We start from the raw sequence: 20,657 nt of genomic DNA on the forward strand, positions 1-20,657 counted from the left end.
GATCCTAATTCTCTACAATGGATATCAGTCCCAATATTTATTCTTTTCGACGTATTCTCGATAGTCGTCGCGAGTTATTCCGATGAGAATCTTGTCGTGAAAACTCCCATCACGGAAATACCAATTACGACGTACCCCCTCGTGCTTCCAGCCACATTTTTCCAGATAGAATTTCATCGAACGGTCGTTATAAGCAATGATGTCACTGTCCAATCGGTTCAGGCCAAGCTCCATGAAGGCGTAGCGCATTATGGCGAAAACCGAATCGAGTGCATACCCGCGCCCGCGAAACATCGTCTCTCCAATCATTATGCCGTGAAAGGCGGTCTTATTTTTCCAATCGATGTTAACGATGTTTGCCGTCCCGATGACTCCTGCGTCATGCGTATCAATGCAAAAAACATGATCGGTTAGATTCCCGTCTTTTCTGCTGCGAATCCACTCTTCCGTTGACCGGCTGGAAAACGGAAAGTGCCATCCTCCGAGCATGTTCCAAATCTCCGGATCGTTGCTCCATTTGTGCAATTTAGACATGTCGGCAAGTTCTGGAGCACGCAAGGTGACAATTTTTCCGTGAATATTCATTTATTCTGTTGACGTTAGTCGGGCTTATTATTGTTCAAAAAAATGAGGCAAACGTCGACTATCCGCCTCATTTCACTTTCCCCGTATCTTTGATCACAAGGTAGGGGAAACAAATTCTTTACTAGTGTCGTTTCGGTTGCCGTATTCGCTACGCGGCCAAGCACGTCAGGCCAGTAAGTTGCAACAAAAATCCTCGCTGCGATAAGGTGATCGCGCAGACCAGCGGCATCTACAAGCAGGGGATAACACAACGGTCCATCAATTGTTGAAGGATCGAACTCGCACTGGTTATATCGGGCGAGCTCCGCATGAAGGGCTAAGAAGTTTTTGTTACGTTTGCGCCTCACCTCTGTGAAATCCACAGTCGACAGCAAGATATCTGTGAGTTGCGACATGCGACGTGGTTCGAGTTCTTCCAGGGACTGCTCAGCCATTTTGTAGCTGGAATAACCTGCTTCGGGCGTGGAGGCTAGACGTTCTATGAGGTACTTGGATCGGGTTTGCGAATCGATATCACGATGTGTCGGCAACTCGACTGGGATCGTGGTCAGAAGAAGGCCGCCGTCAGGAACACCAAAAAATTTTCTTGGCGAAAAGATAGTCGCAACACAATCTCGCGGCTTGGAAAAAAAAGCCTGACAATTGTCGACAACGATGCGCTTTTCCCCGTAACGAGTTACGAGGGAGTCAACATAGTCGTCGCGAACACCGAAATAATTTACGTAGTAAAGCCAATCTCCAGTACCGAGCTCAGGCTCATCAACAATATGAAAACGTTCATCGATCGCATAATGCATGTACTCAATGCCCGCCTTACGCAACGGTGCATACATGGTATCGCACAAGTAGTGCGGCATCCATACACGGCTGGGTTTCGCCGCACGAAGCAATGCCAAAAAGGCCGAGCGTGCAGATTGAATACGAATCGCTTCCGGGAATACTTGGGTTCTCGTATGCGGCAATTCCAGTTCGAAATACCCGCCTATTGCTCCAGTACTCACGTGCTAATCTCCGAGCAAATCATTGCTTTCGCCTTCGCGCGATCATTGAACATCAAAACGTCGATGATCGACATACCAGGTTGGAACTGTTCGGTGAACTGTGGATAGGGTTCAATCCTCGGTTGAATGAAATGCAGAGAGATATTTTGCCGAGCGAAGTCCTGCTCGCTGTAAAGATCCTTTCCACCTGGCAGATTGTAGTACGCGGTCGCGCCTTCCTTTGAGCAGATATCGAGGACGCGAGCTTGTCCGCTGAGGGCGTCATTACCGTAAATACTCGAGCTTGAAACAAACTCTCTTTCCAAACCAAGATGGCGGCAAACAGCCGTAAGACTGGCCTTGGCCACCTCACTGATCTTTTCGTTGGCCACCAAAACCTCCTGAACAAGAGCGCTGACATCATCAAAATATGGTGCTTTTGAATACGAGTGTCTCAAGCTCTCGAGAAGCTTACGTCGCCATCCTTCCCCATCTTGGAGATTGATCTGGTTAATTTTCAGAAACGGACTTGCGCCCGCGAGGGGGACAGTGATGTAGCGTGTTGTGCCTGCGAGAACCAGTCGATTTCGATTGATCCAACCATTTTTGATAAAATTAACATCATCGTAAAAAACGAATTTATCCGCAGCAGCAATCAGCTGAAAGTACCCTATGTACGGAAAAAAATAGGGCTGCATGATTGCAAGGTTCACTTGCTGTTCTCCGCGATGATTTGAACGATACGCTTCACGTCCTCGTCTGCAAGCTTGGGATAAATCGGCAAACACATGATCTGGTTTGCTGCGTGTGTCGCGACTGGCAGGTTGTCGCGATGGGAGGACGGAAATCCACGGTACATCGGGAAATCAGAAATCAGCGGATAGAAGTACCGGCGCGCAACGATGCCGTGGTCACGCAGTTTCTGGAACAGTTCGTCACGCTTGAGTGGGTAATTCTCTCCGACGAGGACCGGAAAATAGGAGTAATTGGACACTTCTTGTCCCGCATTTCCCACGCAACTGATGCCGGGAACGTCTGCCAGCAGTTCACGATACAAATTGTCTATATATTGCCTGCGTCCAATGGCCTCATCGACGTGCTGCAATTGGAGCATGCCGAATGCAGCATTAATTTCGCTCATCTTGCCGTTGATGCCCGGTGCGACCACTGTCAACTCATCGACGAAACCGAAATTCTTGAGATGGTCGATACGCGTCTTGGTCTTCGCATCGGGGCAGATAATTGCACCACCTTCGAACGTATTGAAGACCTTGGTCGCATGGAAACTCAGGACCGAAAGATCGCCATGACGAAGCACGCTGCCACCATTCATCCGAACGCCAAAAGCATGGGCGGCATCGTAAATAACACGCAAGTTATAGTTGTCGGCGATTTTTTGTATTGCCTCGACGTCGCACGGGTTGCCATAGCAGTGCACCGGCATGATTGCGGTCGTTTGCGGAGTGATTGCAGCTTCGATTTTTGCCGGATTGAGATTGAGCGTGTCCGGATCGACGTCGACGAAGACTGGTTTGATACCGTTCCAAAGCAAGGAATGCGCGGTAGCGACAAATGAATAAGGTGTGGTGATCACCTCACCGGTAATGCGCAATGCTTGCAATGCCGTAACCAGGGCGAGTGTGCCATTCGAGAACAGGGCTAAATGTTCGACCCCGAGATATTCGCACAGCGCCTTTTCCAGCTGCTGGTGAAATGGACCGCCGTTAGTGAGAATTTTGTTTTCCCAAATCTGTTGCAGATAGGGATAAAAGTCTTCCAGCGGAGGCAAGTAGGGTTGAGTGACGTAGATCGGTTTTTGGTTGCTCATGTTTTTCGTTACGACGTTCGACTGAGGCGCTGCGATGCGTAAGCGCTCAGCGGTTTGCGATATACCATGCCATGGCGGTTTTCAAGCCATCATGGATACGGTGCGTCGGGACGTACCCGAGCTTGCATGCTGCTTTACTGATGTCAGCTTGCGAATGGCGGACGTCCCCCGCGCGGAAATCACGATAGACGCTTTTCTTTTCGTAGCGGATGCCGTTTTCTGCGAGAATTTCCCTTAGAGAGGTGACGAGTTCGTTGAGCGTCGTGATATCGCCCACCGCTACGTTGTAGACTTCTCCTTTAGCGGATTCCTCAGCCATTGCTGCAAGAATGTTCGCCTGAACGACGTTATCAATAAAACAAAAATCCCGGCTCGTCTCCCCGTCGCCGTTGATGAGGATGTCGCCCCCACTGATCATTGCGTCGATCCACTTCGGAATCACTGCTGCATATGCGCCATGAGGGTCTTGGCGTTTTCCGAAGACGTTGAAATAACGCAGTCCAGTCGCCTTGAACCCATAGCATCGGGCAAATACATCGGCATACAATTCATTAACGTATTTGGTAACAGCATAGGGTGACAACGGTTTTCCAATCCGATCCTCGATCTTGGGGAGACCTGGATGGTCGCCGTAGGTCGAGCTTGATGCGGCGTACACGAAGGACTTCACGCCAGCATCTTTCGCAGCCGTCAACATGTTCAGGAACCCGCTGATGTTGACTTCGTTCGTCGTATTCGGATCCTTGATGGACCGGGGTACTGAGCCGAGAGCTGCCTGGTGTAAAACATAGTCGACTTTTTTTGTCGCAACCTGGCAGACGGCCATGTCACGGATATCTCCGGTGATCATGGTAAAACGCGACCAGCGTTCGGCTCCGACCGTCTCACGTACTTCGTCCAGGTTGCGTTGGTGACCCGTCGCAAAGTTGTCCAATCCAATAACGATCTGGTCGAGCTTTAAAAGCGTTTCAAGCAGGTTCGACCCGATGAAGCCGGCACAACCGGTGACCAGCCAAGTCTTCGGCTGCCCGCGCAATGCCTGCTTGACGTTTTCAAATTGGTTCATACTGATCTCCATTCCAAATGCCGTACCGCATCAATCAAAGACGAATGTCCGCATCGCCTTTTGGCAGCACGTACTTGAGGTCGAACAGGATATGCTGCTCCTTGCCGAAGGCTCGCAAGCCAGCGGCACCGATCTCCTTGAATTGGTTATGCGCAACAGCAACAACGACGGCGTCGTACTTGCCCTGGACCGGTGCGCTGACCGGAGTGATGCCATATTCATGCTGTGCACCCTCGACGCTGACCCAAGGATCATAGACGTCAACGTTAACGTTGTAGTCTTTTAGCTCATTAACAATGTCAACCACTTTCGTGTTGCGCAGATCCGGGCAGTTTTCTTTAAACGTCAGACCCAGCACGAGGACATTGGCGCCATCGACCTGGATACGCTGCTTCAGCATTTGTTTGACGAGCCGGCTGACAACGTAGACGCCCATACTGTCATTGATGCGGCGCCCCGCCAGGATCACTTGCGGGTGATAGCCGATCGCTTCGGCTTTATGAGTAAGATAATACGGATCAACGCCGATGCAGTGCCCGCCGACCAGTCCTGGACGGAAAGGCAGGAAGTTCCACTTTGTACCAGCAGCTTTCAGAACGTCTTCGGTATCGATGCCCAGCTTGCCAAAAATAATGGTCAGCTCATTCATCAGCGCGATGTTCAGATCGCGTTGCGTATTCTCGATCACTTTCGCGGCCTCGGCCACTTTCACCGAGGAAGCTTTGTGGGTTCCAGCCACGATGATGCTGCCATACAAGGCATCGACGAAATCAGCGGCCTCCGGGGTCGAACCCGACGTGACCTTGGTAATCGTCGTGAGACGATGTTCCTTGTCGCCCGGATTGATACGTTCAGGGCTGTAACCGATGAAAAAATCCTTGTTGCACTTGAGACCCGACACACGCTCGATCACCGGTACACAATATTCTTCGGTTGCTCCAGGGTAAACCGTCGATTCGAAGATGGCGATATCGCCTTTCTTCATTGCTTTGCCCAGAGTTGTCGATGCTCTCTCGAGCGGCGTAAGGTCGGGTTGCTTGTACTCGTCGATGGGTGTCGGTACGGTAACGATGTAAACCGTCGCAGCGCACAAATCGTCTGGATCAGTCGTAAAGGTGAGCTTAAAAGCCTCTGCAAGTTCGTGTGATTCAGTCTCCAGAGTATTGTCAACACCCTCTTTGAGCTCCTGTACACGGCGCGTATTGATATCAAAACCGATGGTGGGAAACTTTTTCCCGAATTCAACAGCCAAGGGCAAGCCGACATATCCCAAGCCGATAATTGCGATGCGCGTGTTTTCCGATAATTTCATAATAAACAAATTCTTATTGCGACGTTATTGCGGGGTACATAAAGGACTAATGAGCCAGCAGCCAAATTGAGGTTGTCTTCACTTATGACCAAACTGGCTCGTCAAGTCCGGGGATGAACTACGTTTAATACATTCCCAAGTACGAACTTTTTTCGTCGAGATATTCAACTAAGCTGGCACTGAATTACAAAGCATCGACGGTCAAGATCTCTTACGAAGCCCCAGATGAGACTTCAGTTCTGCCCATTGCGCAGCACCGTGCGGCGATGCTAATGCCTTTTTACGCGTTTCGGCTAAAAAAGCGAGGGCGAGCGCGCCAAACGCAGAGATTAAGGTTGTCAACAAAACGATCACTGCACGCTTTGGCTTCGATTTCCGTTCCGGCTCGACAGCGTTGTCAAGCACCTGAACGACTGCTGGATCTTTGGCTTCATCAATACGCGCCGCCTCATATTGTTTGGCCAGCAATTCATAGAGCATCTGCTGGTATTTCACGTCACGCAACACCTTAACGTTCTCCAGACCACCCTCTTTTGCGCTGTTAGAAGTCACGTCACCTCGGCCATTTTCAAGACGCGACAATTCCGCACGAAGGCCGTTTAACTCTTCTTCCACACGACGGTAATCCGGATTAACTGAGGTCACAAAAGCACGCATTGAACTCAGTTCAATTTCTTTCGCCGATACTTGCGCCCTGAGTCGGCCAACAGTTTCGACAATCGCTCTGCTTTCGGCGTCAACGCTAATTACGCCGTGTGTGTCAAGCTTGCTTTTCAAAAGCATCTCAGCTTTTGCCAAATTGTCTTTCGTCGCCTCTAGCTGACGCTCGTAGAACATTCGTCTTTGCGCCGCTTCTGTCACCGCCAATACTTTTGTCAGGCGTAACAATTCGCTTACGTACGCGTTGGCAAGAGGTGCAACACGGCTTTTGTCTCTATCCTCAACTTCGATCGTTATCAAATTATCCTTACCGGAAGTGATCGTCGTATTGGCTTCGAGTTTCTGACGTGCTAAATCCTGGGAGTCCGTTCCATAAGCCTTTTTCAAATTGAACTGACTCACGAGCCGGTCGGCAACTGTACGACTCTTAAGCATCCCGACGTAAAGATCATTTGGATTCTTCAGGCCTGCCGCCCCTGCCGCAGCGCTGGCAACACCCCCAAGTTGAGACAACATAGCCATAGTGCTGGATTGGCTCTGTTGTGGCGGCAACAACTTAGCCGTGGCCTGATAGACATTTGGCAATAGGATGCTAACCCCGACGGCCAACGCCGCCGCACTAAAGGTCGTGCCGACAATCATCTTTTTGTACTTCGCGAGCACGATCAGGATATCGAATACCCCGATTGCATCTCCTACTTGCAATGGGATCTCTTGCTTTTCTGATGCTTGAATCTGACTCATTTTCAAATCTCTTATTCGCTGCGCATTGCGCAGGGCTTACGCACCGTTAATCTCGCAACGTCTTGACCGCAGCGGCACCCAAGCCAAAGTTCGCCAGGATTTGCGTCCATTCGCGCGCACCTTGGGTAAATTTGGTCCATGTCGTCTGACGATCAAACTTTTCTGGCACGACAATGGTGTCACCCGGCATGACCTCGACACCGCCGATCTTGCCGAAAAACCAGCCCTGTGATTCCGCCGACAAAACGGTCCCGTCGACGCGCATGACGAACACGTTATCGACATCGGCATCCACGGCGGTACCGGCCATCTTCAGATAGTCGCTGACGCGAGTATTTGGTTTCCATAATGGCGAAGCCTCGACATTGACAGCACCAAATACATGGACGAAGGCCGGTTTAGCAGGAACGACAAGGCGGTCACCATTTTGCAGCGTCACCTGCGGCAGATGCGCGAAGGTGCGATCGTTTGGGTCGAGACCGAACGCGATGCGGCCGGTCGGTTGAAGTTTGCGGAAGCGTGAGATGCGCTCCTGGGCAATCTTGCGCTCGGCTTCGAGCTGGGCGGTGGCTGTGGCCGCGTCCGTCCCGCTCATCGCTCGCAGATTGGCCGCCTGCGCGGATTCTTCGCTGCGCATCTGTGCTTCGAGACGATCCGCAGCTCGTTGCAGATTCGCCTGCTGTTCCTTGCGGACTGCTTCTCGATAAAACGCGGTACCGAACATGTATGCATTCGAAGTGGGCCCGCCCGCTTTCGCGACCAGGGTTTGCAAAGTATCACCTGCAGTCATTTGGTACACACCCGGGACTTTTACTTCGCCTTCGATACGAACGACTACCTGGCGCTTATCCATCGGCACAGCCACGTCATCCTGAGAGAAAATCGTTACGGTATCGCCGGGCTGCAACTGGAGATTATCTGGCCCGTTCGGATTGGAGAATACATTGCCGAGATTGAACGGAATCAGATGAACGCTCAGATCCGCGCGGTTAACGCGTTCGACGACAGCGTAGTCCCAATTGATGGCATCGATCAGTCCACCGATACGCCCAGCGATGCTGCTAGCATTTTCGGTCGTATCTTTCTCGTCGTTCCCTGTCGACACGGCATTGTTTTGACGCTTGATCGAGTTACGAGTGATCAAATACTCGCGGTTTGGAATCAGATCGGTGATCCGCATGCCCTGATTGAACGGGGCACGTACCGGCTGATCGACACTACCACGCAAAACCACGGCATTCGAAAAATCCGGCGTGATCGACATTACATTGAGTACATCGCCATTCTTCAGAGAATGCCTGCGTCCTTCGCCATTGAGCGTGAACTCTTCCACGCTGCGCGGGCGGCTCTTGTTCGGATCGATGCGCTCAAGGAACGCACGACGAGGATCGGCCACAACCGGAAGTCCACCCGCAAAGTCGAGCATGGATTCGACCGTCTCGTTACCATTCTTCAACTCGTAGATACCAGGGCTATTGACCTTGCCGACCAACGCCACGAAGCCGCTGGCTGACGGAATATAAATCGTATCGCCATCTTGCAGTTTGATATCCGCCGACTTATCGCCTTTGGCAATGAACGAATAGAGGTCGAACTCGGCCGCAACCTTACCACCGCGTTTTACTTGCACACGGCGCATACTGCCGTTCGGGTTCGGGCCGCCGCTAGCAAACAATGCGGTTACCAAAGTCGATAGGCTCGACACAGTGTAGGTACCAGGTCGATTTGCTTGACCTACCACATAGATGGTCAAGGCGCGCAATTGGCCAAAATTAACGCTGACCGTTACACCCTTGTACAGCCTGGCAATAGCGGCACGGATGACATTTTCAGCGTCGCCAGCCTTCACGCCTGCGAGCGCAACAGAGCCGACGGTCGGGATATTTATCGTGCCGTTTCGGTCGACAATAGCACGGTAATCGATGTCAATCGTGCCCCAACCGCGAATCATCAATTCGTCACCAGGGCCAAGCCGATAATCGCTGGGAACTGGCGAACTCATAATCGGTGCAAATGTGGCAGGCGTATTGAAAAAAAACTCGGAGCCGAAAATTGGCAACGCCTGACCCGTATTGTCCAAAATAAACTTTTGGAATTCGCTGAGTGGGGGCGTATTTTCTCCCGGCTGATCCGTAAACGCGGATTGCGGCATAATGCCATTCAGCCCACCGTTACCGTTGTCATTTAGGCCATTGCTACCATAACCTCTGCCTTTGCCGACGCCGCGCCTTCCCCGACTGGCGGCTTGGTCGGTTTGACCACTGGCCTGGTCGATTTGCGCGGGCGACCCGGTCTGCGAGTTGCTGATGATCACCTTCTTGGGCGACGATATCCCAAGACTCTGACCGGTCGTTGCTGGACCTGTCGTACTGTCCTCAGTGCCGAACTGGCTGGACTGACCCTGACCGAACAGGTCAGCGTTACTGATGGAATTTTGGGCGGATACGCCGATCGAAGCTACGGCCAGGGCCGCGGCCATAAAACTCTTGGTAAACTTGAACATTGGTTATCGGAAGGGATGGACTGGATGCATCGCGAACAGTCTGCCATTTTACCTTACTGTAATGCGCAAGCGGAACCCTTTGTTATATCGTCGACCGCTAGTTTTGGGCGCCGTTCTGTATGTATTCAGCATAAAAGCGACAAAGAAGTTTCCTGTAGGAAATAATAAATCCGGTTTTGCAAGACAACATTACCTTTGTGCATTTTTCATTTAAGTTACAAATAAGTGATTGTTAGTGAGTTTTTCCGATATTACTAAGGTTTTATATGTTAGTCTTTCGATTAGTAAACGTTGCATTGAGCCGATCTAAACTGAAGTAATCGAAAGCGGCACATGAAATCCTCTCTTTCGTTAGATTTCAGTTTTATCATCTTACATTTGTAATCACGCTACGATCAGTCTTGATTATGCCAGCCCACACTGGAGAGCGAGCAAGACGATTTACCCGATGAGGAATGATGTGGAAGGGAAACGCGTGATCCAAAATACGCGTCAGAAAACCGCTGTCTAGGTAACACTGATACTTGCATTTTTACTATGTAATTTCGCCCAAGATCACACCAAGTGTCTAAAGACAAAGGGCGAACCGGTATGCGAACTCTAATAGCTTTGAGATGCCCGTCTTTTATTTAGCGAAATAGAACCCGCTGACAGTCACTGTAAAATCGCTGCTCAAGTTGGCCCCGGTCGCCCGGACTGGCGTTGTGTTCGTGCCTGAAAACGAAAAGCCGATTTTTGTGGTGCCCGGCTGTACGAAGGCTCCTACCATCGTGGTATTGGCAGGGAACGTAAACCGAGCCGCAGCAACATTTGCGGTTCCATAGCCACCACTGGCGCCAGTAGCCACATATGGCAACCCGTCCAGAATGACATTCCCCGCCACCTGCCGATCTAGCGCCGAGAGCGCCACGTCGGCGGTAAAATAGACTACGTCGTCGATACGCCGATAACTGCCAACTTGCTGCCTGTAGGAGTGAACGCCGGCCGTCGTTTCGCCCTTCAGAATAGGCGTCCACGCACCGGACTCGTAAAGTCGCGTATTGGTACCGGTATTCTCCAAAAGCGTTTTAACAATTCCTCCGCCAACTACGTTATTTTGGACTACAGTACCCACGTTGCGTGGTCCTACCACAATCCCGTTCGTGACGGTCATATTTCGACTGCCGACGATGTTGTTTCTGACTACGTTACGCGAGCCAACCATAGCAAGGTTGATCGCATTTGTGATCGTTGCCGAAACTGTCTGATCACCCAACGTATTCGACTCGATCACCGCGCTGTTTACCGGGTCTCGGGATGTCCTGATCAGAATCCCGTTTGCCAAGATGTCCGCTCCTCCAACACCGATTATGTTGTGCCGGATTAGGAATGCTCCGTGTAAGGGTGCTCCGGGCCCTTCGACCACCGCGATCGACGCGTCGAACGGTCCATTGCCGCCGATGTGCTTGATAAAGTTGTTCGTTACGGCAGCCGACACTGTGTTTGCCTTGAGGTAAATCGCACGATGATTCGGGTTGTAAACTTCGATATGATTGCTGTCGATGTTAACATTTCGTGATGGTGTATCGCCTGCCATGATTTGGGCTCCGGCACCGCCCTTTATTCGACTGTCTCTGAACGTGAAGCTGTCGCAGCCGTTGAAGTAGACGTCTGCCTGATTATTCTGTCCCGATCCGGTGACGTTCGACATGCCTCCGACTTCAGCGTTGACGACGTTTTCGAACGCCATGCCGAAATTGGTCACGGAATCGACTACCGCACGCGTAACTGAAACCTTTTGCAGAGTATCGAAGAACAAGCCACCACTTCCGTTCTTAATGTACAGACGGTCTACGTTGAGGGTATACACGCCATAAGCATATACGCCGTATGCCGGCATGGGAGCACCGTTGTGATCCTTGCCCTTGCCAACCTGAAAATTGATGCGAATATTCTCAAGATCAATGGCCTGTGGCGCATTACCACTACCCATGATCGCAATAGTATGTCCCTTACCTGTCGGCTTGTCGAACTGGACAGCGAAGTTCGCCAGGCGGATGAAATTGCTCGACGTATCGGTGAGCGAAAATAACGGATCGGCCACTGCCGCGTTGATTGCGTTTTTGATAATACACTGTTGACAATCGAATAAAATGCGAGTACCCCAGACGCTCAGCTTATCGGAAACAACATACGTTTTTCCCGGCTCCCCGTATAGCGTGCGATCTCCTCGTGCAAGCCAACCGAAAGCACGTCTGATTGCGACAGTATCGTCAGTGACACCGTCACCTTTGGCACCGAAATCGCGCAAGAACTTCATGCCGACTGACTTGTCGTTGGCCTGGCTTGCAGCCACATCCGCATCCCCAGACTGACCTTGTTGCTCGATTGGTTTCGGTTGTGCTGTCGCCCATCCGGTCAACGCAAGACAAGCTGCCAGCATGCCGAGATTTCTTTTTATGCAATAGTTCATTAAAAGTTATCCGGTGGCTTGAGAGTTCAGGATCGCCCCAAGTACTATGTCACAGCCAGTGGCGGATCTGCCAGCAAACATAGGCCGACGTGTTCCTGCGTTCATGCGCAGCGCAAGCATTTGGAATCATGTTTCAGAACGTCCCAAGCAATCCCACCCCGACCGTGTTCTGGTAATAATTGTAATCGATCAGGCTCTGCCCATACCCCGAAAACAGATGAGCATACCCCTTGATATGCCCCGCCAGCGGAAACGCCCAGCTGAGCTGGACAGCACCACGCTCGGTGGAAAAATTGCGCCGCAATAGGGCCGAGTAATCGTTGCCATTGCTGCGGTAGGTCACGACGACATCGCCGCGTCCCATGTAATCGACGATGTCGCGGTTGTCGTCGTTGGCAGCCGCCTCATTGACGCGTTTCCAGACACGCCCCAGTACGGTCCACCCTGCCCGCTCCAGTCCGACCTGCGCATAGACCCGGTTCCAGCTGCGCGACAATGTCGAGGTCTGGCCGTTCGACTGGTGCACCAGACCGAGATTAAGAAAGCGCGCATTCATCCCGAATACACTGAAATGCAGTGGAGTGACGGCCATCAGCTCGGGTTGATAGTTCGTCTCGCGGAAGGGGCTGGACGCCTCGTGATTGCCGGCTTGCCAGAAGCTGTTCTGGGTATAGCCAAACCACAGATCGACGGGCTTGGCGAAAGCATTTTCGACGAGCTTCATCTTGAATCCCAGCTGGAACACGAGTTCCGAGTGCGCGAGGTCGCTCGTCAGGTCGGCGATGCGGCGGAACGGCCGGTAGGGTTCGTTGTTGGGATGCGCGGTGCGGGTGAACATCAGGTAGTTCACCTGATGCGGACGGAAATTGAAGACGCCACGCTTGTGTTCCTGGTCCAGTTCCCAATGATCGGCCAGGCTGAAATCTCGCATGGTGCCGGGCGAAGCGTCGACTGCGGCCGGAACGGGCGGCGCGTCGGCGCCCCGGGCATTGACCACGTCCGCATTCTGGATCGCCGGTGCCGGTGCGGCCGCAGGCGCGGGCGCGACGCCGGCCAGCCGGTCATAGCACGCCAGTCGCTGGGCGGCATCGGTCACGCGCGCGCAATCGGCCAGACCCGGATCGGTCTGCTGAGCCATGGCCGGATGTATCGCGAGGAAGGTAAGCAGGAGGAAGAGGCGGTGATTTCTTGCGGGCATCGGCATCGTCGGGGTTAAACAGCGACAAGAGTCGATGACGAGTGTCGCGGAAATCCGCATGGAATGTCGCACGGCAGCACGATAATGCGCGCCGCCGCGCATCACCGCATCAGCCCGGCACCAGCAAATCCAGCTGCGCCTGCTCCAGATAACACCACTCCCCTTCCTGCAAACCCAGTGACTCGAGCGTCAGCCCGCCGATCTGCGAGCGATGCAACGCGGCGCAATGGTTATCCGCCGCAGCCAGCATGCGCTTGACCTGATGATATTTACCCTGCTCCAGCACGATCTCCAGCTGATGATCGCCCCGCTGTACGCAGGACTGGGCCGCCAGCGGCGCGGGCTCATCGTGCAATTGCACGCCCGACAGGAGCTGGTCGACGAGCGCCTGGGTGACCGGCTCCTGGGTGGTCGCCTGGTACACCTTCGGGATGTGCCGCTTGGGTGAAGACTGGGCGTGGATGAACGGGCCGTCGTCCGACATCAGCAGCAGGCCCGTCGTGTCATGATCGAGTCGGCCGACAGGCTGGACGTCGCGCCAGGTAAATTGTTCCGGCAACAAGGTCAGCACGCCCGGATGGTGGCTCGGCTTGCGGGAGCACTCGAAGTTGGAGGGTTTATACAAGGCAATGTAGACGTGTTCGCGATAGACCCATTCTTCGTCGAACACGGTCAGCACCAGGCCGTCCGTCTCCACGAGGGTCTTGTACTTGTCGTGGACTTCGCCGTTGATGGCCACGTCGCCGTCTTCGATCAGGGCCCGGCAATATTTGCGTGTACCGAAGCCTTGCGACTGGAGCACGCGGTCGAGGGATAGTTTACTCATGGGGCGAGACTGTAGCAGAAGGATTGCAAGCGTCAAAGTTCAGCAACCCAGGGGTTTCAACTCGAAGCAAGAATTCGTTTGACACATCTCAAGAATTGACTATGTCCCGTTGATACACTGAAACCTGATTAGGAATCGACCTACAGTTACTGAGTGTAGGACTAAGGGTGGGCCGCACCATCCGGCACATCGGATTAACCCCCAAACCACGAGGCAAACGTGCAGATCGAAAAAAAGCAGAACCATAGCACCCCGTCTTCATCCTCGGCCACAAGCAGCGGGACGAAGGTGGCCCTTGAATACGCCGCGATTTTCCCGACTCGGCTTGCGCTGGCGCGCTGGACGCGCGGTGGCGACATCCCGCATGTACATTGTTTTGAACACCAGCTGCCGATGCGCGCCGCATGGTATGAGCAGGCTCAGCGCCGTTTTCAGGCCTGGCTGGAGACAGGCGGCTTTCACCAGCCTGAGCCGGGCAGTCTTGATAGCGATATCGCCGAGACATCGCAGCAAGCGGACGAAGGCGCACTCCTGAGCCGGAAGGTGGTCGTGCATGGCGGCCCGCGCTCGACGTCACGGTCGTCAGCTACGCCGTTAGCAAATGTGAAATCGATTCCAGGCGCGCCCGACGACGAACGCCCAAAATGAAAACGACGGCGTACGCCGTCGTTTCCTTCCCGATTGGGACTCCAGCTTGAGGAATTGAATTCTCTCGAAACCGCACGGATGCGGGTCTGAAGCGGTTCCAGCAACGCCAAGAACAGGCTGGTTTCTTGTCGCTCACGCCGAAACAGCTACACACCAACTATAGCCCACCGTTTGTAAGTTTCAAGCCCAATATTGAGACATATCAGTCGCCCGATGCCCGTGCTCAGCGCAAGCTGGGTACGGCACCCCGGTACATCGAATGCACCGCACCGGCGCCGACCGACGCGCCAAATTTCTTCAGCACACGCTCCGGCAAGCCCTCGTGCGCCGTGTAATCGATGATGTCTTCCGCCTTCACGACATCGCGTGCGACCGTGTCCACGGTGCCGAAGCCATCCGCGAGGCCCATCTCGACCGCCTTGGCCCCGGTCCAGTAAAGGCCGGAAAAGATTTCCGGATTTTCCTTCAGGCGCTTGCCGCGTCCGGCACGCACGACGGCAATGAATTGCTCATGGATTTCGTTCAGCATCTCGAGCGCATGCTGCTTCTGCTTGTCGGACTGCGGGCTGAACGGATCGAGGAAGCCCTTGTTCTCGCCCGCCGTCAGCAGGCGGCGCTCGATGCCGAGCTTGTCCATCAGGCCGGTGAAGCCGAAGCCGTCCATCAGGACGCCGACCGACCCGACGATACTGGCCTTGTTGACGTAGATCTTGTCGGCCGCCGCTGCGATGTAATAGCCGCCCGATGCGCAGATCTCGTCCACGACCACGTACACGGGTTTGTTCGGATACCCCTTCTTGAGGCGCTGGATTTCGTCGACGATGATGCCCGCCTGCACGGGACTGCCGCCCGGGCTGTTGATGCGCAGGACGATGGCTGCCGAGCCCGGATCGGAAAACGCCTTGTTCAGCGACGGGATGACGGTATCGGCGGCACCGCTGCCTTCGTCCTCGATGGCGCCGTCGATCTCGATCAGCGCGGTGTGGCGGCCCAGCGCCTCGATGTCCGAACTGCCGAAGTTGAAGTCGAAATACGCCCAGATCGCGAAAAATGCCACCAGAAGAAAGGACATCTTGAAGAAGATGCCCCAGCGGCGCGCAGCCCGCTGCTCGCGCACGGTGGCAAAGACGAGACGTTCCAGGGTCTCGCGCTCCCAGCTGCTGAAGGTCGTCGGTGCGGCCGTTCGGTTGTCGTTCGGATTGTCGTTCCTGGTGTTGTCGCTCATAGATACCTGGTGTGGTTACCCCATCTGGCTGTCGCGCAGGCCCGCTGTCGGCGGACGGATATGCTGGTCCGGTTGCCAATAAATCCGGTTATCGGCTTCCCGCACGGTAATCGGCCGCAACTTGCCGCCGCGGCAAGGACCGCCTGCGCAGGCGCCGCTCTCGGGCAAATAGATGGCGCCATGCGTCGAACACATGAGATAAAGCTTGCTCGATTCGAAGAATTCGCCCTTGAACCAGTCCAGTTCGATCGGCACGTGGGCGCAACGGTTCAGGTAGGCGTAGATCCTGCCGCCGAAGCGTACGACGAAACCGGTGGCATCGTCACCGAACGCCAGTACGGGGAAACGGACGCCCTTGCCGCCGTCCTCGACGGTCGCGGAATCGCAAATGTAGACGTCTTCGGTATCGCTCATGCGTTCTCGACCAGCCACTGATGCAATTCGGGCACGTTCTTTGCCGTGAAAACCGGATGGCATGCCTGCAACTGCTGGACTGGATGGGCGCCATACTCGACGGCGATGCCGGCGGCGCCGGCATTATTTGCCATAAGCAAGTCATGCGTCGTGTCGCCGATCATAACGGTGCGCCGCATGTCCTGGCCGAGTTCCCTTGTCAATTCTTGCAACATTGCCGGGTGCGGTTTGGAAAATGTCTCGTCGGCGCAACGGGTCGCATCGAACACGGACAGCAGCCCCGCCGCGTTCAGGGCGCGGTTCAGGCCGACCCGGCTCTTGCCGGTCGCCACCGCGAGGAAATAGCCCTCCTGGGAAAGCTCCTCCAGCATCGCCCGCACGCCCTGGAACAGGACCAGTTCGTGGTCTTTCGTCAGGAAGTGGTAGCGATAGCGTTCGACCATGCGCGGATAAAGGACCGGGTCGATGTTCGGCATGACGGCCTGCATGGCTTCGCCCAGGCCGAGGCCGATCACGTGCGACGCCGCGGCGTCGCTTGGAACAGCCAGGCCCAGGTCCTTGGCTGCAGACTGTATACATTTGACGATGGTGGCGGTGCTGTCCATCAGCGTGCCGTCCCAATCGAAGACAATCAGATCGAATTGCTTTCTTGCCATGTCTCCCGGCGCTCGTGGCGCCGGCTCCTCATTCCGCGTTATCGATGGGTGCTGCGTGTTTTGAGTTCCTGCGCTGGCCCCAAGCTTACCAAGAAACGCTCGCATTCCGCCGGCAACGGCGCCTTCAGGGTGAGCGGCTTGCCCGTCTCGGGGTGCTGGAACGTGATCTGGTACGCGTGCAGGAACATGCGGCGCAAGGCACCGCGTGCATCATTTGCCTTCTGAAGCTGCTTGTTGAGCGCAAAATCGCCGTATTTCTCGTCACCGAGGATCGGGAAGCCGCTCGAGGCCAGGTGCACGCGGATCTGGTGCGTGCGCCCCGTCTTGAGTTCCGCCTCCAGCAGCGCGAACGCCGGCCATTTGCGCAGCAGGTTGAATACCGTATGCGCTTCCTGGCCGCCCGCCTGCACGACGACGCGGCGCTCGCCGTCCGGCGTCGTGTATTTGTGCAGCGGCAGCTTCACGTGCTGGCGCGGATTGCGCCAGTCGCCGGCCACCATCGTCAGGTAGCGCTTGTCGGTTGTGCCGTCGCGCATTTGCTCGTGCAGGCTAGTCAACGCGGAGCGTTTCTTGGCAAGCAACAGCAAGCCGGACGTTTCACGGTCCAGGCGGTGCACCAGTTCCAGGAATTTGGCATCCGGCCGGGCTGCGCGCAATTGCTCGATGACGCCATACGACACGCCCGAACCGCCGTGCACGGCCACGCCGGCCGGCTTGTCGATGACGAGCAGGTGGCTGTCTTCGTGCACGATGGCGAATTCCGCGCCCGGCACAGGGGCGCTGCCCGCGGCCTTTTCGGCGATGCGGACAGGCGGGATGCGGACGATGTCGCCCGTTACCAGGCGGTACAACTGATCGATGCGGCCTTTGTTCACGCGCACTTCGCCGGAGCGGAGAATGCGGTAGATATGGCTTTTTGGGACACCCTTGCAGACGCGCAGCAGGTAATTATCGATGCGCTGGCCTGCTTCTTCCTCGGTGATTGTGACAAACTGAGCAGTGGCAGGGGGGCGGCTATCTGTCTGTGATGAAGGGGGAACAACATCGTTTTGCATGGTCATTCGCTCTGTCTTCCCAGAAATTCTCTCTAAGTCCTTCATTTTGAATATATAATCGACAGGCGGCGGTCAAACCTCTGCAGGTGTAAGAATTAAAACGATATTTTACACAGGGGCGTCTCCATCGGCCCCGCCAAAATGCAAATTCGATGGAAAAAAACGGAATCCCCAAACCGTCGCAAGCGGCAGTAGTGTCGCGGCATCGCAGCGACAATGCGAAAGCGCAGCGGCGGATTTCAAGGATTTCTAGACGTGTACGCACATTCCTGTGCGAACCTGGGTTGCACCGCAGTTGCAACCGGGTAGCCGCACAGGATGCAGGATTGGATTGTTTGGAATTGTAAGGATAAGTACCGGCAAGCCGGCCGCAGGGTCGGCTCGCCGGGTGATGGCGTCGATAACGCTTGCCGTTCGCCCGACCCGAAGTAAGGAGCCGCTAGACCGTCGTGAGCTGTAGCAGTGTTGTTGGAGACAGTCATCCGGGAAGATCAAGCAGGTGCGCAGCACGCACTGCGGTCTTCACGCCCCGGAGCGCCCGTTTCGGCAGCACCCTTCGGCTCCCCGGCATGCGCGCCCACTGAAGATCTGGCTGTGTCGCACCGCTTGCCTGCCCCTGTGCCGCCCCGATCGGGCCGCCCGGGCCGGCGAGGACGCTCGTGCGCGAGGCAATGTCGTTCGACGCCACTGCGCCCTGTGGCCGGCAATGCCGTGCCACACCCCGGGCATACCACCGCCAACACTCCCTTCACCGCGTACATCCCTGTACTTTCGCCGCTCTTGCATAAAGACGGCATGAAACGGCCCACGGGTCGCGGAGTTTATAAAAATGAAACGTATGTTGTTTAACGCTACCCAGCAGGAGGAGCTGCGCGTAGCGATCGTCGATGGCCAGAAACTGATCGACATCGATATCGAGACCGCCGGTCGCGAACAGCGAAAGTCGAACATCTACAAAGGCGTCATCACCCGCATCGAACCCTCTCTTGAAGCCTGTTTCGTCAGCTACGGCGAAGAGCGCCACGGTTTCCTCCCCTTCAAAGAAGTTGCCCGCTCCTATTTCCGCGACGGCGTCGACGTCCGCAATTGCACGATCAAGGAAGCCCTGCGCGAAGGCCAGGAAATCATGGTCCAGGTCGAAAAGGAAGAACGCGGCAACAAGGGCGCGGCCCTGACCTCGTTCATTTCGCTGGCCGGCCGCTACCTCGTCCTGATGCCGAACAATCCGCGCGGCGGCGGCGTGTCGCGCCGCGTCGAAGGCGAGGAGCGCCAGGAACTGCGCGAGACGATGGACAAGCTGGACCTGCCGCAAGGCATGTCGGTCATCGCCCGCACCGCCGGCATCGGCCGCAACGTCGAAGAACTCCAGTGGGACTTGAATTACCTGATGCAGCTGTGGCGCGCGATCGAAGGCGCCGGCAAGTCGGCTCCGGGTCCGTTCCTGATCTATCAAGAATCGTCGCTGGTCATCCGCGCGATCCGCGACTACTTCCAGCCCGACATCGGCGAAGTCCTGATCGACACCGACGAGATCTTCGACCAGGCCCAGCAGTTCATGAGCCACGTGATGCCCGACATGGCGCACCGCGTGAAGCGCTACACGGACGACGTGCCGCTGTTCTCCCGCTTCCAGATCGAACACCAGATCGAGACCGCGTACTCGCGTACCGTCCCGCTGCCGTCCGGCGGCGCGATCGTGATCGACCACACCGAGGCCCTCGTCTCCATCGATGTCAACTCGGCCCGCGCCACCCGCGGCTCGGACATCGAGACCACCGCGTTCAACACGAACCTGGAAGCGGCCGACGAAGTGGCCCGCCAGCTGCGCCTGCGCGACCTGGGCGGCCTGATCGTCATCGACTTCATCGACATGGAAGTCGCCAAGAACCAGCGCGAAGTGGAACAGCGCCTGAAGGATGCCCTGCACCACGACCGTGCACGCGTCCAGATGGGCAAGATCTCCCGCTTCGGCCTGATGGAACTGTCGCGCCAGCGCCTGCGTCCGTCGCTGTCGGAAGGTTCGCACGTGACCTGCCCGCGCTGCTCGGGCACCGGCCACATCCGCGATACCGAATCGTCCGCCCTGCAGGTGCTGCGCATCATCCAGGAAGAGGCGATGAAGGAAAACTCGGCCGCGATCCACGTCCAGGTCCCGGTCGACGTCGCCGCTTTCCTGCTGAACGAAAAGCGCGGCGAAGTCCTCAAGATCGAGACGCGCCACCGCATCACGGTCATCCTGGTTCCGAACAAGCACCTGGAAACCCCGCACTACAAGCTCGAGCGCATCAAGCACGACGATCCGCGCCTGGACGACGACGCCGCCAGCTACACGATGGCCGAGTCGGCCGACACCGACATGGCGTTCGCCAAGCGCCAGAAGGAAGAAGCCAAGCCGCGCCAGGAAGCCGTCGTCAAGACGATCACCCCGGCCCAGCCGGCACCGATGGTCGACCGCCAGCCGGCCAAGCCGGTCGAGGCACCCGCCCCGGCACCTGCCGCCGCGCC

At 55.4% G+C, this 20,657-nt stretch carries 17 protein-coding genes; 2 read left to right on the top strand and 15 right to left on the bottom strand.

Annotated elements, in window-relative coordinates; all coding sequences use genetic code 11:
* Positions 1–24 precede the first annotated feature (24 nt).
* From ACEN88_RS02570 to ACEN88_RS02620, 11 genes are all read right to left on the bottom strand, one after another.
* Entirely contained in the window at positions 25–585 is a 561-nt protein-coding gene (locus tag ACEN88_RS02570; protein WP_413337251.1) for a GNAT family N-acetyltransferase, read from the bottom strand.
* Between the two features lie 14 nt (positions 586–599).
* The gene (locus tag ACEN88_RS02575; protein ID WP_413337252.1) at positions 600–1,586 is read right to left on the bottom strand and encodes a hypothetical protein; all 987 of its coding nucleotides are present in this window, start codon (positions 1,584–1,586) and stop codon (positions 600–602) included.
* Entirely contained in the window at positions 1,583–2,278 is a 696-nt protein-coding gene (locus ACEN88_RS02580; RefSeq protein WP_413337253.1) for a WbqC family protein, read from the bottom strand. Before ACEN88_RS02580 ends, ACEN88_RS02575 begins: the two co-directional genes overlap by 4 nt.
* A complete protein-coding gene (gene vioA / locus ACEN88_RS02585) occupies positions 2,275–3,393 on the bottom strand; it encodes a dTDP-4-amino-4,6-dideoxy-D-glucose aminotransferase VioA (protein WP_413337254.1) in 1,119 nt (372 codons plus the stop codon). Before vioA ends, ACEN88_RS02580 begins: the two co-directional genes overlap by 4 nt.
* Positions 3,394–3,439: 46 nt before the next feature.
* Positions 3,440–4,459 carry an SDR family oxidoreductase gene (locus ACEN88_RS02590; RefSeq protein WP_413337255.1) on the bottom strand — a complete coding sequence of 340 codons (1,020 nt, stop codon included), beginning with the start codon at positions 4,457–4,459 and terminating at the stop codon, positions 3,440–3,442.
* A 34-nt stretch (positions 4,460–4,493) separates the two neighbouring features.
* Positions 4,494–5,771, bottom strand: a complete 1,278-nt coding sequence (tviB, locus tag ACEN88_RS02595) for a Vi polysaccharide biosynthesis UDP-N-acetylglucosamine C-6 dehydrogenase TviB (RefSeq protein ID WP_413337256.1) — start codon at positions 5,769–5,771, stop codon at positions 4,494–4,496.
* Between the two features lie 201 nt (positions 5,772–5,972).
* A complete protein-coding gene (locus ACEN88_RS02600; RefSeq protein WP_413337257.1) occupies positions 5,973–7,175 on the bottom strand; it encodes a GumC family protein in 1,203 nt (400 codons plus the stop codon).
* A gap of 46 nt (positions 7,176–7,221) precedes the next feature.
* The gene (locus tag ACEN88_RS02605) at positions 7,222–9,678 is read right to left on the bottom strand and encodes an SLBB domain-containing protein (protein WP_413337258.1); all 2,457 of its coding nucleotides are present in this window, start codon (positions 9,676–9,678) and stop codon (positions 7,222–7,224) included.
* Between the two features lie 625 nt (positions 9,679–10,303).
* Positions 10,304–12,130 (bottom strand): glycosyl hydrolase family 28-related protein, encoded by a 1,827-nt coding sequence (locus ACEN88_RS02610; RefSeq protein ID WP_413337259.1) that lies wholly within the window; start codon positions 12,128–12,130, stop codon positions 10,304–10,306.
* A 133-nt stretch (positions 12,131–12,263) separates the two neighbouring features.
* Positions 12,264–13,268, bottom strand: a complete 1,005-nt coding sequence (locus tag ACEN88_RS02615) for a phospholipase A (RefSeq protein ID WP_413337260.1) — start codon at positions 13,266–13,268, stop codon at positions 12,264–12,266.
* A gap of 169 nt (positions 13,269–13,437) precedes the next feature.
* Complete coding sequence (locus tag ACEN88_RS02620) at positions 13,438–14,154, bottom strand: pseudouridine synthase (protein ID WP_413337261.1); 717 nt, start codon at positions 14,152–14,154, stop codon at positions 13,438–13,440.
* A 219-nt stretch (positions 14,155–14,373) separates the two neighbouring features.
* Here ACEN88_RS02620 and ACEN88_RS02625 point away from each other — a divergent pair, with 219 nt between their 5' ends.
* Complete coding sequence (locus ACEN88_RS02625) at positions 14,374–14,802, top strand: hypothetical protein (RefSeq protein WP_413337262.1); 429 nt, start codon at positions 14,374–14,376, stop codon at positions 14,800–14,802.
* Between the two features lie 223 nt (positions 14,803–15,025).
* Here the strand turns inward: ACEN88_RS02625 and ACEN88_RS02630 are convergent, their stop codons facing one another.
* From ACEN88_RS02630 to ACEN88_RS02645, 4 genes are read right to left on the bottom strand one after another with little or no spacing between them, the layout of a single operon-like run.
* Positions 15,026–16,027, bottom strand: coding sequence for a S49 family peptidase (locus ACEN88_RS02630; protein WP_413337263.1), 1,002 nt, complete (start codon positions 16,025–16,027; stop codon positions 15,026–15,028).
* 15 nt (positions 16,028–16,042) lie between these two features.
* On the bottom strand, positions 16,043–16,441 hold the full coding sequence (locus ACEN88_RS02635; RefSeq protein WP_413337264.1) for a Rieske (2Fe-2S) protein: 399 nt from the start codon (positions 16,439–16,441) through the stop codon (positions 16,043–16,045).
* Positions 16,438–17,097: an HAD-IIIA family hydrolase gene (locus tag ACEN88_RS02640; protein WP_413337265.1), complete on the bottom strand. Its 660-nt coding sequence runs from the start codon at positions 17,095–17,097 to the stop codon at positions 16,438–16,440. Before ACEN88_RS02640 ends, ACEN88_RS02635 begins: the two co-directional genes overlap by 4 nt.
* Before the next feature lie 38 nt (positions 17,098–17,135).
* Complete coding sequence (locus tag ACEN88_RS02645; protein ID WP_413337269.1) at positions 17,136–18,152, bottom strand: RluA family pseudouridine synthase; 1,017 nt, start codon at positions 18,150–18,152, stop codon at positions 17,136–17,138.
* A gap of 829 nt (positions 18,153–18,981) precedes the next feature.
* Here ACEN88_RS02645 and ACEN88_RS02650 point away from each other — a divergent pair.
* On the top strand, positions 18,982–20,657 hold a 1,676-nt coding region (locus ACEN88_RS02650), incomplete at its 3' end, for an Rne/Rng family ribonuclease (RefSeq protein WP_413337266.1).

The organism is Massilia sp. CT11-108 (assembly GCF_047302915.1).
GTDB lineage: Bacteria > Pseudomonadota > Gammaproteobacteria > Burkholderiales > Burkholderiaceae_D > Telluria > Telluria orientalis.

Excerpts from the sequence above, each read along its gene's own strand:
- ACEN88_RS02635 (WP_413337264.1), bottom strand. The coding sequence starts at position 16,441 with ATGAGCGATACCGAAGACGTCTACATTTGCGATTCCGCGACCGTCGAG.
- ACEN88_RS02630 (WP_413337263.1), bottom strand. The coding sequence starts at position 16,027 with ATGAGCGACAACACCAGGAACGACAATCCGAACGACAACCGAACGGCC.
- ACEN88_RS02645 (WP_413337269.1), bottom strand. The coding sequence starts at position 18,152 with ATGCAAAACGATGTTGTTCCCCCTTCATCACAGACAGATAGCCGCCCC.
- ACEN88_RS02590 (WP_413337255.1), bottom strand. The coding sequence starts at position 4,459 with ATGAACCAATTTGAAAACGTCAAGCAGGCATTGCGCGGGCAGCCGAAG.
- ACEN88_RS02570 (WP_413337251.1), bottom strand. The coding sequence starts at position 585 with ATGAATATTCACGGAAAAATTGTCACCTTGCGTGCTCCAGAACTTGCC.
- tviB (WP_413337256.1), bottom strand. The coding sequence starts at position 5,771 with ATGAAATTATCGGAAAACACGCGCATCGCAATTATCGGCTTGGGATAT.
- ACEN88_RS02615 (WP_413337260.1), bottom strand. The coding sequence starts at position 13,268 with ATGGCTCAGCAGACCGATCCGGGTCTGGCCGATTGCGCGCGCGTGACC.
- ACEN88_RS02640 (WP_413337265.1), bottom strand. The coding sequence starts at position 17,097 with ATGGCAAGAAAGCAATTCGATCTGATTGTCTTCGATTGGGACGGCACG.
- ACEN88_RS02600 (WP_413337257.1), bottom strand. The coding sequence starts at position 7,175 with ATGAGTCAGATTCAAGCATCAGAAAAGCAAGAGATCCCATTGCAAGTA.
- ACEN88_RS02610 (WP_413337259.1), bottom strand. The coding sequence starts at position 12,130 with ATGAACTATTGCATAAAAAGAAATCTCGGCATGCTGGCAGCTTGTCTT.
- ACEN88_RS02605 (WP_413337258.1), bottom strand. The coding sequence starts at position 9,678 with ATGTTCAAGTTTACCAAGAGTTTTATGGCCGCGGCCCTGGCCGTAGCT.
- vioA (WP_413337254.1), bottom strand. The coding sequence starts at position 3,393 with ATGAGCAACCAAAAACCGATCTACGTCACTCAACCCTACTTGCCTCCG.
- ACEN88_RS02620 (WP_413337261.1), bottom strand. The coding sequence starts at position 14,154 with ATGAGTAAACTATCCCTCGACCGCGTGCTCCAGTCGCAAGGCTTCGGT.